The sequence below is a fragment of the Clostridium sp. AF15-41 genome, from assembly GCF_003604095.1.
Classification (GTDB): domain Bacteria; phylum Bacillota; class Clostridia; order Lachnospirales; family Lachnospiraceae; genus Coprococcus.
On record NZ_QTMQ01000003.1, the window covers coordinates 20,742 to 36,935 of the forward strand.

At 40.2% G+C, this 16,194-nt stretch carries 13 protein-coding genes and 1 tRNA gene; 3 read left to right on the forward strand and 11 right to left on the reverse strand.

Features of this window, described 5'->3' with window-relative positions; translation table 11 throughout:
• Positions 1-34: 34 nt before the first annotated feature.
• The 4 genes from DWW43_RS02825 to DWW43_RS02840 all read right to left on the reverse strand — a co-directional run bounded on the left by DWW43_RS02825 (position 35) and on the right by DWW43_RS02840 (position 6,199).
• A complete protein-coding gene (locus DWW43_RS02825) occupies positions 35-2,365 on the reverse strand; it encodes a hypothetical protein (protein WP_133302388.1) in 2,331 nt (776 codons plus the stop codon).
• A gap of 106 nt (positions 2,366-2,471) precedes the next feature.
• Positions 2,472-3,398 (reverse strand): homoserine O-succinyltransferase, encoded by a 927-nt coding sequence (gene metA, locus DWW43_RS02830; RefSeq protein ID WP_119962672.1) that lies wholly within the window; start codon positions 3,396-3,398, stop codon positions 2,472-2,474.
• A 51-nt stretch (positions 3,399-3,449) separates the two neighbouring features.
• Entirely contained in the window at positions 3,450-5,411 is a 1,962-nt protein-coding gene (gene ligA / locus DWW43_RS02835) for an NAD-dependent DNA ligase LigA (protein ID WP_119962673.1), read from the reverse strand.
• Complete coding sequence (locus DWW43_RS02840; RefSeq protein WP_119962674.1) at positions 5,381-6,199, reverse strand: pseudouridine synthase; 819 nt, start codon at positions 6,197-6,199, stop codon at positions 5,381-5,383. The genes ligA and DWW43_RS02840 overlap by 31 nt, the downstream gene beginning before the upstream one ends.
• Before the next feature lie 266 nt (positions 6,200-6,465).
• Here DWW43_RS02840 and DWW43_RS02845 point away from each other — a divergent pair, with 266 nt between their 5' ends.
• On the forward strand, positions 6,466-6,933 hold the full coding sequence (locus DWW43_RS02845) for an Lrp/AsnC family transcriptional regulator (RefSeq protein ID WP_119962675.1): 468 nt from the start codon (positions 6,466-6,468) through the stop codon (positions 6,931-6,933).
• Positions 6,934-7,109: 176 nt separating this feature from the next.
• Here the strand turns inward: DWW43_RS02845 and DWW43_RS02850 are convergent, their stop codons facing one another.
• Positions 7,110-7,841 carry a hypothetical protein gene (locus DWW43_RS02850; RefSeq protein WP_119962676.1) on the reverse strand — a complete coding sequence of 244 codons (732 nt, stop codon included), beginning with the start codon at positions 7,839-7,841 and terminating at the stop codon, positions 7,110-7,112.
• A 143-nt stretch (positions 7,842-7,984) separates the two neighbouring features.
• On the opposite strand from DWW43_RS02850, the gene DWW43_RS02855 reads away from it, so the two are divergent.
• Positions 7,985-8,056: transfer RNA gene (locus DWW43_RS02855), tRNA-Arg, on the forward strand.
• A 455-nt stretch (positions 8,057-8,511) separates the two neighbouring features.
• Here the strand turns inward: DWW43_RS02855 and DWW43_RS02860 are convergent.
• Both DWW43_RS02860 and DWW43_RS02865 read right to left on the reverse strand, forming a co-directional pair.
• Positions 8,512-9,966, reverse strand: coding sequence for an NCS2 family permease (locus DWW43_RS02860; protein WP_119962677.1), 1,455 nt, complete (start codon positions 9,964-9,966; stop codon positions 8,512-8,514).
• A gap of 166 nt (positions 9,967-10,132) precedes the next feature.
• Positions 10,133-10,951 carry an HAD family hydrolase gene (locus DWW43_RS02865; protein ID WP_008402880.1) on the reverse strand — a complete coding sequence of 273 codons (819 nt, stop codon included), beginning with the start codon at positions 10,949-10,951 and terminating at the stop codon, positions 10,133-10,135.
• A 242-nt stretch (positions 10,952-11,193) separates the two neighbouring features.
• Between DWW43_RS02865 and DWW43_RS02870 the strand changes: the two genes are divergently transcribed.
• Entirely contained in the window at positions 11,194-11,706 is a 513-nt protein-coding gene (locus DWW43_RS02870) for a TetR/AcrR family transcriptional regulator (protein WP_243104381.1), read from the forward strand.
• Here DWW43_RS02870 and DWW43_RS02875 read toward each other — a convergent pair.
• The 4 genes from DWW43_RS02875 to DWW43_RS02890 all read right to left on the reverse strand — a co-directional run bounded on the left by DWW43_RS02875 (position 11,703) and on the right by DWW43_RS02890 (position 16,164).
• Positions 11,703-13,247: an AMP-binding protein gene (locus DWW43_RS02875; protein WP_119962679.1), complete on the reverse strand. Its 1,545-nt coding sequence runs from the start codon at positions 13,245-13,247 to the stop codon at positions 11,703-11,705. The genes DWW43_RS02870 and DWW43_RS02875 overlap by 4 nt on opposite strands.
• A gap of 54 nt (positions 13,248-13,301) precedes the next feature.
• A complete protein-coding gene (locus tag DWW43_RS02880) occupies positions 13,302-13,544 on the reverse strand; it encodes a phosphopantetheine-binding protein (RefSeq protein WP_008402883.1) in 243 nt (80 codons plus the stop codon).
• A gap of 27 nt (positions 13,545-13,571) precedes the next feature.
• The gene (locus DWW43_RS02885; RefSeq protein ID WP_347475239.1) at positions 13,572-14,960 is read right to left on the reverse strand and encodes a condensation domain-containing protein; all 1,389 of its coding nucleotides are present in this window, start codon (positions 14,958-14,960) and stop codon (positions 13,572-13,574) included.
• A gap of 220 nt (positions 14,961-15,180) precedes the next feature.
• Entirely contained in the window at positions 15,181-16,164 is a 984-nt protein-coding gene (locus tag DWW43_RS02890; RefSeq protein ID WP_243104382.1) for an alpha/beta hydrolase, read from the reverse strand.
• Between the last annotated feature and the right edge of the window lie 30 nt (positions 16,165-16,194).

Below are 16,194 nucleotides of genomic sequence, written 5' to 3' on the forward strand. Positions count from 1 at the left end.
TTTCTAAAATATAACATAAAACTACATATATTCTTTAATCAATAACATTTACAATCTTTCTTGCATATGTATTTGTATTGTTAGAAGCTGGTATGCAATAGACGCTGTTACTGATATACACCTGACTCGTCTTACCCATGCCGCCATGGATACACCAGTAGGTTCCGTCATTTCCATAATAAGTACCCCAGTCTTTTACACAAGCTTCTGCTTTCTTCTTGGATATTCCTATCTTCACAAGATAATCCTTTACTGCCTGTGCATTTTCAAATTTACCAAGATATAACGATACATGGCTGGCTTCTTTACTCTTACCCTTATAATATATGATCATATCTCCCGGAGTAAGTGCATCATATGAAAATGGTGTTACATTCGAATTCAGTACAACTGAATCAGGTTCTAACCAATTCGTACCATCTGAAAGTGTCAGCTTAGCTGAAATCGTCGCAGTACCGCCCCATTCCGTTCCTGTATACATACGATCCAGAATAATACCACCTGTCACCTCATCTGTATATTTCACAGCCAACTTAAAAACAGGATTATCTCCGCCGGCAAGTGCATATGCCTGATCGGCAAATACATTACATGGGATATTTGTCTTACCGAGATATGTATTGATCACTCGTGCCATCCATTCATCGGTATTCCAATAGAGTGTGCCCTCAAGCCGTCTTGTATATGCTCTTCCATAACGATCAAAATCATAGATATAATTACCGATCTCCTGACTACCGGTCGTTGCGGTTCCGCTTTCACCGATCAGATAGTATACATCTTTACCATTTATCTGTACTGTTACAAGCCCGGTCACAGGTTCATTCAGATATATTCCCTGCTTATAGACAGAACAATCCTGCTCCGCATCATAATATATATACTTGGACACTTTGCCTGCAGCATCTGTATACACTGCTGACCAGTCATCTATCGTATGCCAGCCTTCCCCTGTTAACAGCTTGCCGTCCAAACCGGCATAGTAATAATATGTTTTGTATGACACGAGCATATTCTTCATTTTCTGCCATCTGTTTGTATCTGTGTTATGACACCACATTGTTTTCTGATAAGCACCGGTCTTATATTTTTCGGTAAAATACTTGTACTGCAGCACTCCATCTTCATTATAATAATGAATCTCGCCTTTCTTTGCAGGAGTCCAGATATTCTTTGCTTTCTTCCATTTGTTATTTATCAGTTGATAAAATCTATATGTATTATCTTTGTAAACACGTTTGTAAAGAACCGTGCCTTTCTTCATATAATAAGAGGTTGTGTCATTCTTATCATACCAACAGGACGTTGTTCCAAGCTTCGACTTCTTAAAGTAATAATATACCCCATTGATCTTATGAATTCCATCTGCCGCATATGACCATTTCTTGTTCTTATAAAGCATATATCTTCCGGCTTTATCTGCCTTTGTATAATCAGCCGCATAGAAGATTCTGGTATTATGACCACTTGCCGCAAAATAGCGATCTATCTTCTTAAGCTTCACCCATGTATTTCTTACCGCTTTTCCGTCCGCTCCAAAATAATAGCCGTATTTTCCAACTTTTTTATAATAGTTGGTTCTTGCGCGTCCATCCTGAAAATAATAGTACTCTCCGGCTATTTTCTGAAAGCCCTGTTCCAGATTCCCGGCTTTATCAAATCGATACTCTACATCATTGATCGTAAGAAACTTGTTTGTAACACGCTTCTTACCACTTGCCTTGTACTGATAACAAACGAGACCGTTAAAACGATATTTCACCTGCTTCTTTGATACATAGACATATGTCTTGCCGGATTGGTACCAACCGGTCTTTGTCACCTGTTTTCCCTTCTGAAAGAAGTAATAAACACCGTCGATCTCTTTTACGCCCTTTGCCTTTGCCCCATTGATATAATAAGTATCCATGGAAAATCCGGTTGTCAGGATCGAATAATCATCTGCATAATAAAAGCCATTTTCCAGATATGTATTTCCCGTCTTATTCTTCTTGATCTGAAGTACCGTCTTCGTTGTAGATGGCTTAAAGCTTGTGGACATATTGGCAAGATAAGAAGAAGTATCATAGGAACCGGTCCACTCACTGTCTCCATCTGCTACAACTGCCCATAATCTGTCACCGTAATCGATCAGCATATAACGGATCTTTGTACTCTCATCGACCGCCACGCCTCTGTAATAATCAGACTTTACAGCATAATCATACCGGAATGATCCATCCTTTGCATTTGAAAATGTATGTGTTTCCTCATCCTGCGTCAGTTTCGTTTTCTTTGGTGTTGCTGCTTCTGCGGTAAATGACACACCGGATGCCATCAATACAAATATAAGGCAACACAGCAATAGTCTCATTTGTTTTTTCATCTGTTTCATCTCCATATAATCATGTAAAATCTCCGTGTAATCTCCATCTGCCCGAAAAGCAATACGAAAATCAAAAAATATAACAATGTCTTTAGCTGTGGAGATATTATTTGTTTTCTTTCTTCTCTGTCCACAGATATGGGGTTATCTGGTAGACGTAATAATTCAGCCAATTTGCATATAAAGTATTGGCATGGCAACGCCAGGATTTGATCGGTGTCTTGCTCGGATCGTTGTCCGGATAATAATTTACCGGAATATCGGGATTCAGCCCCTTTGCAAGGTCACGCTTATATTCTTTATCCAGCGTCAGAATATCATATTCCGGATGTCCTGTTACGAAAATATTCTTTCCTTCATCGCCAATGATCAGATAAGGTCCTGCCTCATCGGACTCCGCTACGATCTCCAGATGCGGATTTTTTACGATCTCATCTTTATCGACACCTGTATATCTGGAATGCGGTACATAGAAGATATCATCAAACCCACGAACAAGCGGTGTCTTTCTGTGGAAGGTATGATGCACATAGATTCCTGATAATTTCTTATCCAGCTCATGCTTCTGCACCCCGTACCGATAGTACAGACCTGCCTGCGCGCCCCAGCAGATATGGATCGTGGATGTTACGTTTTTCTCTGACCAGTCCATGATCTCTTTTAATTCATCCCAATATTCCACATCTTCAAATTCCATCTTCTCGATTGGTGCTCCCGTGATGATGAATCCATCCCATTTTCGGTCTTTGATGCTGGAAAAATCAGTGTAGAACCGTTCCAGATGTCCCTTCGGCGCATGCTTTGATTCGTATGTCATCGTACGGATCAGGGAAATATTCACCTGGAGCGGTGTATTTGACAGGCTTCTCATAAGCTGTAATTCTGCATCCTGCTTCAAAGGCATCAGATTTAATATCAATATATCAAGCGGACGGATATCCTGACGGATGGCTCTGTCTGAACCCATCACGAAGATATTCTCATCCTCCAGTATTTTCTTTACGGGTAAATCATCGTCTACTCTAATTGGCATTTTCTATCAAGTCCTTTCTGTTTCAACTGCCATTTATCTGTTTCTATATTCTCAGGAAAACTGTTCCAGAAACTGTGTCTCTGAAATAATCGGTATTCCCAGACTCTGTGCTTTTTTATTCTTTGAAGACGTAGAGGTCACATCGTTATTGACCAGATATCCGGTCTTTGATGATACGGAACCTGCTACCTTTCCACCCCGGTCTTCGATATACTGCTTCATCTCATCCCGGTTTGCAAACTGCTCCAGACTTCCGGTTATTACAAAGGTAATACCTGCAAGTGTCTGCGGTACAGTCTCGGTCTCTGCTTCAAACTCTAATTCATGAAGTAACTTATCTATAATAGCACAATTCGACGGATTTTTAAAATATCTTACAATTTCCTCCGCGATCACTGTTCCGATTCCATCAATCTCTGTATATGCTTCTACATCCGCATGCATGATCTGATCCAGGTTATTTTTAAAATGTTTGCAGATCAGTTTCGCTGTTGCATCTCCGACACCCGGAATTCCAAGGCCATAGACAAAGCGGTTCATCGTTGTATGTCTGGATGTATCAACAGCCTGGATCAGCTTCGCATAAGACTTCTCTCCAAAGCCTTCCAACTCAACGATCTCTTCTTCATGACGATTCAGGTGATAGAGATCATCCAAATGATCCAGATATCCCTGTTCGATAAATTTATCAATCGTGGCTTCTGAGAGGCCGTCAATATTCATTGCATTTCTGGCTACAAAATGCGCAAATGATTTTAACTTCTTTGCAGGGCAGAATTCATTGGTACAATAAAGGGTCTCTACCTGATCTACACCCTCTCCCTCCGTCACGATCTTTGTCAGGCCACCACAGGCAGGACAGGATTCCGGGATCGGTACATTTCCACTTCTGGTATGATTTTCGGCAATCTGCGGAATGATCATATTTGCCTTATAGACCGAGATCTCATCTCCAATCCCAAGCTGCAACGACCGAAGGATACTGACATTATGGATACTTGCACGGCTGACTGTTGTTCCTTCAAGGGACACCGGATCAAATACCGCGACCGGATTGATAAGTCCCGTTCTGGAAGGGCTCCACTCCACATACTGCAGATGGGTCACTGCCTGTTCATCCGCCCATTTGAATGCCATACTGTCTCTTGGGAACTTCGCTGTTCTACCGAGACTCTTTCCATATGCAAGATCTTCTAACACCAGTACCAGACCATCCGATGGAAAATCGTTCTTCTCGATCTGTTCTGCAAACTGGGCAACATGCTCCGGAAGCTTATCAGCATCGATCAGATAATGCTCTACGACATCAAAGCCTTGCTGCTCCAGCCAGTCTAATTCATAGGAAAAGGAATTCTTAAAGTCCACATCTTCTCCATCCACCAGATTAAAGGCAAAGAAATGCACGTTTCTCTCTTTTGTGATTCGGTTATTCAGCTGTCTGACAGAGCCGCTGCATAAGTTTCTCGGGTTTTTATATTTTGCATCTGCATCTGCGATCTGCTCATTTATCTTCTCAAAATCTGAATACTTGATAACTGCCTCTCCACGGATCGTCAACTTACCCTTATATGGAATCTCTTTCGGAATATTTGCAAATACTCTTGCGTTGTTCGTTATAACCTCGCCCTCTAAGCCATTTCCTCTGGTTACTGCTTTTACAAGCGTACCATTCTCATAGGTAAGGACAACGGTAAGACCATCTAACTTCCATGAGATCACACCCTGATGTGTGCCAAGCCATGCTGCCAGTGCTTCCACACTCTTGGTCTTATCCAAAGAAAGCATTGGATGCTCATGAGCCTCTTTCGGAAGCTCGCTTACAATCTCATATCCGACATGAACCGTCGGACTGTTCGACATTACGATTCCTGTCTCTTTTTCAAGTTCTACCAGTTCATCATACAAGGCATCATATTCCAGATTGCTCATGATCTCGGTATCTTCCTGATAATATTTCTTTGATGCCTCATTCAGTTTTTCAACTAATTCTTTGATCCTGTCTCTCTTTTCCAACTGACATACCTCTTGTTTCCAACAACATTCTGTTCATTTTTATTATCCGGCTGTGCTTCTTCCCGCTTTGTTTTTACTTCTTCTTTTCGTTCCACTAAACGTCTGAGTTCTGTTTCTTCTTCCTTTGTCAAATGGCGGTACTCACCCGGTCTCAGATTCCCCAGACGAATATTGATCACTCGAAGCCGTTTCAGATTTACGACCTTGTATCCAAAGTATTCGCACATTCGACGGATCTGGCGATTCAGCCCCTGTGTAATTATGATCTTAAAGGAATAACTATCGATCTTATACAGACGACATTTTTTTGTCACCGTGTCAAGAATCGGAACACCTGCCGCCATCTGTGTTAAAAATTCATCCGTGATCGGCTTATTCACGCGGACACGGTATTCCTTCTCATGATTATTGACTGACTTCTGGATACTGTTTGACAGATCTCCATCGTTTGTCAGAAGCAGCAATCCCTGTGAATCCTTATCTAATCTTCCTACATACTGCAATCGGATCGGATACTTTATATGATCGAAGATGTTATCCGGATCATCATGACTTGCCGTACAGGTCAGTCCCAATGGTTTATTGTATGCAAGAATAACTGTCTCTTCACGCTTTCTTACAGGCTTTCCATCAACCATTACCCTGTCATTTGCCTCTATCTTCTGTCCCATCTCCGCAGGCTTCCCATTTATTGTGATCCTGCCCTTTAATATATATTCATCTGCAGCACGTCTGGAACAAATACCAGCTTCGCTCAGATATTTATTGATTCGAATACCTTCTGCCATATCATGACCCTTCCTGTTCTGTCTCTCTGTTACAGCTTTCTCGCCGCTCTTTTTTATCTGTTTTCTTTATAACCATATCTTTTTAATCATACCATTCTGGCCATTAAAAGTAAACAATTACAACTTTTCAATTTCGGGGCTTGTTTTTTCTCTTTTCCCGACGTATAATAAAGCAAACGCAAAGGTGTGTTTCTACGGAAACGCACCTTTTTTTGTATTTAAATTTAGAAGCTTAAGTTATAACATTTTATAAAGGACGTGAATATATGGATAATATCGATAAGAAAATATTACATTTATTACAGCACAATGCCAGAACCCCTTTAAAGTATCTGGCAAATAAAGTATTTCTCTCCTCTCCTGCGGTATCCGCAAGAATCGACCGGCTGGAAAAAACAGGTGTGATCACCGGATACCATGCAGGCATCAACCCGGAAGCTCTGGGATATCACATTACCGCATTTATACACATGGCACTCGATCCGAAACAGAAACCGACTTTTTATCCTTTTATCGATGCTTGTCCGAATGTGCTGGAATGTAATTGCGTGACCGGTGCTTACTCCATGTTGATAAAGGTCTGCTTCCCAAGTACGATGGAGCTGGATTCTTTTATCGGACAGCTACAGCGATTCGGAAATACAGAAACACAGATCGTATTCTCCACTCCGGTACAGACCCGTGGAATCGACATCGGTATTGTATCTCCTGAAAATGAAGAAAATGCCATTTAAGCAGATAACGGCACTTCCACCTGTAACTTCTATATAAATAGCAACGCAGAAAAGTTCCGTACCGGAATCCTGTCATACCATAAGGATTCTTTTACGGAACTTTTACATTACTTCATATCTACCAAATTACACCGAACCCGTTTCTCTTATTTATAAAACCGGATAACACCTTCCATTTACTGTGCATCTTCCGGTGTAGCTGCAGTATTCTCTGTTGTAGCCGGCTTGCTGATCAGATCATAAAATGCCCGGAATGTCTTATCGGTATCCAACAGATATTCTGTATTTTCCTTTACATGAACATAGATATCCTGAATATCCTTTGATGCCTTAAAGCTATTCAGATAAGAAAGCTGCGCATTTGACAGTTCCCCATTATCAATCTTATAGGAACCATTCTTATCCTTTATAATATAGAAGGTCACAATATCAAGCGGTTTTGATTCTACATCTGCAATATCCATATAGGACAATTCAACCACTACATACTCGCCTTCCGCATAGCCATCTGCAAGATAGCAGGTCGTATCTTCAAAGCCTTTCAGATATTTGGCAGAACTTTCCAGCACTGACATATCATCAAATTCTGTCGGATCTGTAACTAACGACTGAAGTGTTGCCTGATCACAGGCTACTTTTGCTGTAAGATACTTACTTACCAGATCATTGATCTCTGAAACATTGCTTTTCTTATATGATGCATTTTCCGGAATCTCAAGCTCGACAGTATTATCTGCGCCCGGCTCAGCCTTTGGTTCTCTGATAAAAAATGCATATACATAACCGACACACAATAATGCAAATACTATCCATCCGATTACGACTTTCATTCCTGCCCGGATCACGATTTCTCCGTTTTTGGTTTTTATATATGTATCACCAAGAAAACTGCTTTTTTTATTTCTCAATTTTCCTATGCTCCTTTTCATATTTTATATCGACAAAATTCTACCATTCCAAAACTGATTTTGCAAGGACATACCAAAACTATTAAGAAATACAAGAAACTATTTGATTATTTCAGGGAAATATTGTATTATATATAAGTCATGCACCAGTAGCTCAGTGGATAGAGCAACGGCCTCCGGAGCCGTGTGCGGTGGTTCGATTCCACTCTGGTGCATATTTTTTATGGTTAAACGGACGAAAACGTCTGCCCTGAAAACTATGTTCTATCGCAAAACACTTGCGTTCTATTCTCACGTAACGGTACTAAACTCCTCACCTGTGGTGACTCGTTAAGGACCGACGTTCGAACAGGTTTGCTTATAGAACATAGTTTTCAGGGCAGACGTTTTCTGTCTTTGGCAGCACAACAACAAAAAAATTATTGCCTGTTTCAAAAATAAAATACCTTATTTCTTTATGAAATGATTACTTATATTATCATGTACAAAGATGTTCATGCAGTTTTCGTTGTGAGGCTTTGCACTAGCTGCCAGCATCAAGCCCATGTCTGAGTCCGAAGGACGAGTCTGGGCGACTGCTGGCTAATGAGCGTGCAAACCGAACAGAAAACGAAATGTATCTTTTACATGATAATATAAGAATCCATTTCATTAGAAATAAGATACCTTCCTACATTGTAACAAAGATAAACTTCACAACGAATAACGCAGCGATGATCGTTACAACGATATCTTTCTTCTTGTAGTTACCTGTGAATAAGGTGATCAAAACATATGAGATCGATCCTACACCGATACCATTTGAGATAGAGTAAGTTAATGGGATCATAAGGAAGGTAAGGAACGCAGGAACTGCTGAACGCATATCATCCATATCGATCTTGGCAAAATTCTTAGCCATTAATACACCTACAAAGATCAATGCCGGAGCTGTTGCACATGTTGGAATCACACCTGCGATCGGGCTTAAGAACAGACATACTGCGAAGCAGGCTGCCGTAACTAAACTTGCAAGACCTGTTCTTCCACCTGCTGCGATACCGGATGCTGACTCAACGAAGGTTGTACATGTCGATGTACCAAGAATAGCACCTGCTGCTGTACCGATAGAGTCGCACATCATACTCTTATCTAAGTTGATCGGGTCACCATTCTCATCTAACATATTTGCCTGTGATGCGGTTCCGTATAAGGTTCCGATCGTATCAAACATATCTACCAGACAGAATGCTACGATCAGCATGATACCTGAGAATACGCCACCAACATATGGGCTTTCAAATGCATTTCTCCATGCATCCGCCTTGAAGCATCCAAGGAAACCGATCTCGCCAAAGTCTTTGAAAGACTGACCGATGCTGGATACATCAAAAGATGGTGTCTCCAGATTAAATACATAATAAAGAACTGTGGAAACAATGATACCGATTACGATATTTCCCTTTACATTTAACTTTGCAAGAACTGCGATCAGGATAATACCGATGATAGTTACAACCGGTGGAATAACTGCTTTCCATGCAGCTGCCGGTGTCTCTGCGCCTGAAATTGCTCCATGGAAATCAAAGATCTGTACCAGTGTATACTTATTCGCCTGTACAAGACCTGAACCCTTTAAACCAACCAATGCGATGAACAAACCAATACCGGCCGGTATTGATTTCTTCAGGCATTCCGGCATGGCTGTCGCAATGTACTTACGAAGTCCGGTTACAGACAGGATCAGGAATACGATACCTGATAACAGGATGATAACAAGACCTGACTGATAACCTTCAATCACGCTGCAGCCTGCAAAGAATGCACCGGATACAAATGAGGTACAGAAGAATGCATTCAGTCCCATACCACATGCCTGTGCATACGGCATTCTGGCAAGGAATGCCATAAGAAGTGTACCGATAACAGCCACAAGAACGGATGCGATAAATACTGCATTCCAAACCCTGCCTACTTCTACTGCGCTTGCGCCTTCTGCAACAAGCCATCCAGCCTTACCATCTGCTGCTACCTGATTTGGGTTTACCAGGACAATGTATGCCATGGCAAAAAATGTTGTGAGTCCGGCCATAATCTCTGTACGAACATTAGAACCGCGCTCTGAAATGTGGAAAAATTTATCCATATTTCCCTTCCTTTCTTTTGTTTATTCTTATTAAAAGCATTGGTTGTCTACCTGCCCCTCATTACAGATATCCGCCATGCTTTATAATCAAAACTCTGTGTGCCGTTACAGCACTGTTTCTTTCAGAAAACGTACCTGCTGTCAAAACACTTTTTATGAATGTACCTCACAGCACCGTTTTCTCTAAGAAATCGGCTACACTGTCATCCAGATAATCACCGATCACAAGATCTGCCGCTTCCTTGCAACGCTCTGTCGCATTTAAAACCGCAACTCCAAGTCCGGCTTCTGCTAACATCTCACTGTCATTATCTCCATCGCCGAAAGCAATTGTTTCTTCCATTGATATTCCAAGGAATCGTAAAACTTCCTTTAACCCATTATGTTTGCCGGAATGACGATCAGATATCTCGATCAGCCGCGGCGCTCCGGATGTTACATAAACAGTATGGATATTTTGCGTTAATTCATGCATGATACGGTATTTTTTCTCTGTCGGTCCTACAATTGAGATCGAATCCAACTCCGTATTATGCTGTAAAATAAACTGCCTTATATCAGGCACCGGCGTTCTGGTGCTTCTTACATAAGCACTGATATCCTCTGACTCTCCAAAATTCATTGGATTCTCATAATATATCTCAGATGTATATCCTCTACCGTCTATAAAACATTCAAAGAATACATCTTTATCCGTAACCAGATCAAATATCTGCTCCGGTACTTCCGGTCGTAATTTTAAATTATATACTGAATGATCATCTGATAAATCATAGATTGCTGCCCCATTGGATGTGATCGCATACCGGATACCCCGAATCTCCCGGATGCATTCTGGAATGGAATAAACAGATCTTCCACTTGCCGGAATAAAAATAACGTGGCTATCTGCCAGTTTTTCAAGAACTTCCTTTGTTCTATGGGAAATCCCATCCCGTCTTAAAATCGTTCTGTCCAAATCTGAAACCACGCATCTGTACTTCATCTGCTTTTCCTCTATTTTCGAATTTACTTTTATATGTTACCATATTTCGTAAGGGAAATAAAGATATTATAAACTTTTTTTACATAAATACATAAAAAGGCGCTATTTTCATTACATTTTTACCCGGTTATATAAAAACTGTGATAAAATAAATATACATCAGAAAGGAGACCACTATGTTGCATGAAATATCCGATGAACGCTACTGCTTTATTGAAAATACCATTTGTGATGCATTTTTATTGGTATTAAAAGAAAAAGAAATAGATAAAATAACCGTGACAGACATCATAAAAAGAGCCGGAATTGTTCGCAGTACATTCTATAACCACTACGAAAATATTCCAGCTCTTATAACTGCTGTTGAAGATAAAACTATCCAGGATATTTTCACCCTCATGGAAGACTTTCATCCTGAAAATAATCAGGATATATGCAAATCTTTCTTTCTGACGATTTGTAATTATACCAAAACGAATCCGTTTCTGGCAAATATTCTCCGGAGTCCGAGAGGCGATGAATTCTTTGAAAAGGCTTTAACTATGTTCCACCGCTATGTAACAGATGCCACCCGGAAAACAACGTCTTCCGTGCACTCCAAAGAAGAGGTCTCATATATGATCGCATGCAGCATTGGCAGTACCTTGGGTGTTCTCCATAAATGGACAAGAGAAAATTTTAAGAGTTCCGAAGAAATCATTGTCGGAATACTGACACAGTCATTTCTCACAGGTATACTTCCTTATCTGTCTTAAAGTGCTTCATCAATCAGAACTTCCTGCCTTTTTATCTTCTTAGTCGCACTCTTGATAAATGGATATTTACGAATAACCACCCCCGTAATCCGACGATAGGTCGGCTGCGTATTATTATAACTGTCGATAAATGCCTGAAGCTCTGATCTGATTGTTTCCTCATTCATCCGTTTTGCCGAGACAGCATCCTGATCCGGATAGATTCTTGCAATAAGACCATTGTTCTCTCCTGTCACAATCACCTCCCCCACCAACTTTCCAAGAGCCAGCTTATTTTCTATTTCCTCCGGTGATATATTTTCTCCGTTTGAAAGAATGATCAGATTCTTTATTCTTCCATTGATAAATAAGAATCCATCTTTATCCAGATATCCTTTATCTCCTGTATGCAGCCATCCACCTCTTAAGGCTTCTGCAGTCTCTTCCGGCATCTGATAATAACCCTTCATAACGCTACTGCCTCGTACCAGAATCTCACCATCCTCAAAAGAAATCTCAACATTGGAAAGCGGTCGTCCTATAGAACCGGCCTTATGATCTTCCGGTACATTGCTGCTGATGACAGGCGAACATTCCGACATTCCATATCCCTCATAAATATTTACACCATATTCTGCAAATTTCTCAATATAAAACGGATCCAGATGTGCTCCACCTGTAAATATTGTTTTCAGCTTTCCCCCAAATGCCTTGGCTGCAACTATTTTCTTTGGGATCAAAGGGTTCATTGCCGAAAGACGTTTGTAAATTGTTTCTACCATCAAAGGTACCATCAACATGATATCAGGATGAAAGACGCCCATATTTTTTACCATATGTAACAGAGAATCATTGATACATACCGTTGCTCCAAAGGAAAAACCCTTGAGCCAATCCATAACAAGGCAAAATGCATGATGAATCGGTAAAACACTTAATACTATGGTTCCGGGATCTGCAGTATAATTAACAGATTTTACATTTTCTGCCAGATTTCTCTGTGTCAGCATAACACCTTTACTTTTTCCTGTAGTTCCGGAGGTGAAAATAATCGTAGCAATATCTTCCGGATCCGGTGCTGCAAAATCATCTGTACCGTTTATACCTGACGTCATTAATTCTGCTACAGATGCAACTTTTTTCTGATTTGTTTCGATGTTTTCTTCCTGTAATATCCAGATTTTTTTCAGTTTTGGGCATTCCTCCAGTATCCGTTCCGACAAGGTCTGAATTTTAGGACTTAAAAAGAGTGCTTCCGCATCTGAACGATTCAGAAGATCTATCAGATCCTCTGCCGGAAGTCCTGCGTCAAGAGGAACGGCTACTGCCTGACCTGTTATAATTCCCAGATAAGCTTCTATCCATTCCACAGAACTACTACCGATCAATGCTATATGCTTTCCCTGAAAGCTTTCCTCACACAATCCTTTTCTGACAGACTTGGCATTCTCCATCAGCTCCCGGTAGCTTCTATCACAGATCTCCTTTTTCTTCAACCATTTTACTGCCTTTATTTCTGAAAACTTTTTTTCGCTTTCTTCCAAAATATCACGAATCAACATATCTTATTATACCTCCGCACATACTTACTGCGATCATATACTTATATTCTCTGATTATACAGTTTCCTGCTGTAATCGCTCTAACAGATCAAGTGCTTCTACAATTGTGAATACATGCAGTGCATCGTCTTCCTCCAGTTCAATGTCAAATGTGTCTTCAATTTCTCCCAAGAAAGACATAAAATCAAGCGAACTAAAGCCCAGATCTTCTCTGAACTTCATATCGTTTGTCATCTCCTCCGGCTTAACATCACAATACTGTGCTATGATTTTCTTAAACTGCATTTCCTGTGTCATAATAATTTCTCCTTTATATGTTTTATTTTATACCTGTTCCATGATTTCTCCGATACTCATATCAGGTTCCGCGATTCCTTTAAACAATATCCGCATCATATAGTAATATAACAATTCCATATCATGTTCTGCCAAATGTGCGGTCTGGTAATGATATGAAAAATTCATACCTCCATTATCTGTATGAGATACTGTCAGATACATTTTCTTTGTAGCTGCACCATTTGCAAACCATTTCGCATGCTGTGGAATTTGTACCAGATGAGGATTATCCAATTTTACCGGCATCGGCTGATAAGTAAGGTAACAGCTTTCATAGGCTGTATTCTTCGGTGTATGATATCGTTTCTGCATTTCCTCTCTGATCAACGCCGGATCATAGTTACTGTGCATATAGATCCGATTCTGCATATTCTGAATCTCATATGCTGCCGACAGGAAATCAGTATCTGCCGAAATCACAGTTCTACATGGAAACATAATAGTCCGACTACCACCGGAGGTCCATTCATCATGGGTAGACCGTCTTGAAATGAAGTTTTCTATCGTAATATCTTCCTGTCCATGATTCATCTTTGACAGATATGTACGAATACCAAGTAACAACAGATTTGTCATTGAAAGCTGATGGTTCATACAAAAATCTATCAGGTTTTTCGTTGGCTCCGGCTCTAGTTGATAATCCTTTACTGCCACAAACAACTGATCTAATTCTATATCGGCAGCCCTGAGTGTTTTATTCCTATGTAACTTTCTTGATGCTTCCAGTACATCTAAACCCTGGATATCAGAATAAAGGGGTTCCCCCCATGCATCCAGCTGATCATCCCAAAACTTTTTATCTTTGGCAAAACGTTTTTCATTATTTGCACGATTCAGATCTTTAACCAGCACTTTCTCAAAATCAGCTAACTTCTGCGGATATGGTGTGTTGAATTTATAATGCGTATATAACTGCATCAGATCATTGATCATCACAACCAGTCCACAGGAATCAATCAATCTATGATCCATATGGATGAAGAAACCATTATATCCATCCGGCAGTTTTACCATCACTATATCGCAAAGCGGAATATCATCTCCGTCAAATGTCTCATATGCCCACTGCTGCATTAGATTGTCTGCTTCTTCCATATGCATTCCTGATAAGTCTTTTAAAGGAATATCACGGGTTTCTTTTTCAGTAAGATATTGCTTCACATCACCATTTTTATCACGTTTCGTAAAACGAATACGCATACATCCATATCTCTCATATTCCAACTGAATACATTTTTTTAAAAGTCCGAAATCCAGTTCTGCTTTTAAAGATGCCACCACACTGACACCGGACACCTGCTGTGTTTTATATTTTTTTATCCAGTCATCATGCATTTTTTGTGCTGCTGTTAAGGGATACTGTTTCATCATCATGGATAACCTCCTGTATTCTTTATTCTTTTGTGAACTTATCACATTTCATTTTTGAATTCCACCCCTTGTACAACTTAACAAACACTTTACATGAAATTGACCGAAACTTTAAAAGTAATCTATAGATCAGAATTATCCTGATATAAAAATCCCCCTTAAACAGATTCGGCATTTACCTTATCTGCTTAAGAGGGATCCTGTTACTTCCGGTGATTCTATTTTAATTATCATATTTTTCAAAAAAATCAAGCAGCTTTTGTCGATAAAGCTCCGGAGCTGCATATGGCGCGCAAAGATGCCGTGCTTCCGGTATAATGACCAGTTCTTTGGGAGCACCGCATAATGCATAATTATATAAAGAATTCTCCGGAACTACATAGGTATCTGCTTCCCCATGAAAAAACAAAACCGGACGTTTATTTTTCTTCATTGCTTCTATCGTGTCAGCATCACTCATACGAAATCGGCCAAACATCCTGCAAAACAGATCTACACGGAACAAAAGCAGCTCTACCCAGCCCAAATGGAACCAGTTAGCTGCGATATCCTGAAGCTGACGCTTCATCGAGCAAAATCCACAATCTGCAATCAAGCCTTTCACTTCTTCCGGCAGTTTATGTCCTGAAGCCATAAGCACCGCCGCAGCCCCCATGGATTCTCCATAAAGATAGATTGGGAGCTTCTCTCTGTTTCTTGCAGCAATATAATAACTCCATTGCTGTACATCCCATTGCTCTTTTGCACCAAATGTAATATATTCACCCTCGCTCAAACCGCAGCATCTCTGATCAATAAACAATAAATTACACGCATTCTCATGAAGGAAACGTGCTGTATATGCAAAATCGCCAAAGCCACTACCTTTATATCCATGACTTAACACAACAAAACGTTTCGCTTCTTTTGTCGGAAGATAATAAGCATGCAGATACAGTCCATCTCTGCTTCTGATAAAGCAATCCTTCATCTGCTGCTCAGCACACCACAGTTTTCCTTCTTCATATTCCTTTTCGTATTTGTCTCTTGGATGATTTTTCTTTATATGAGACAGTTGAAACCATTTCTTTTTCTTCTGTCGTTTTTTTCCTTTGCAACGAACAAGCATATCAAAGAAAGACCAGCCCAAAGCAACAAACAGACCAAATGCACCGGCTACAATTTCCAGTAATCTTAATATTTTCTGCTTATTCCCTGTATCATTCATAATCGTTATCTTCTCCGCTTCTTTTTTGCG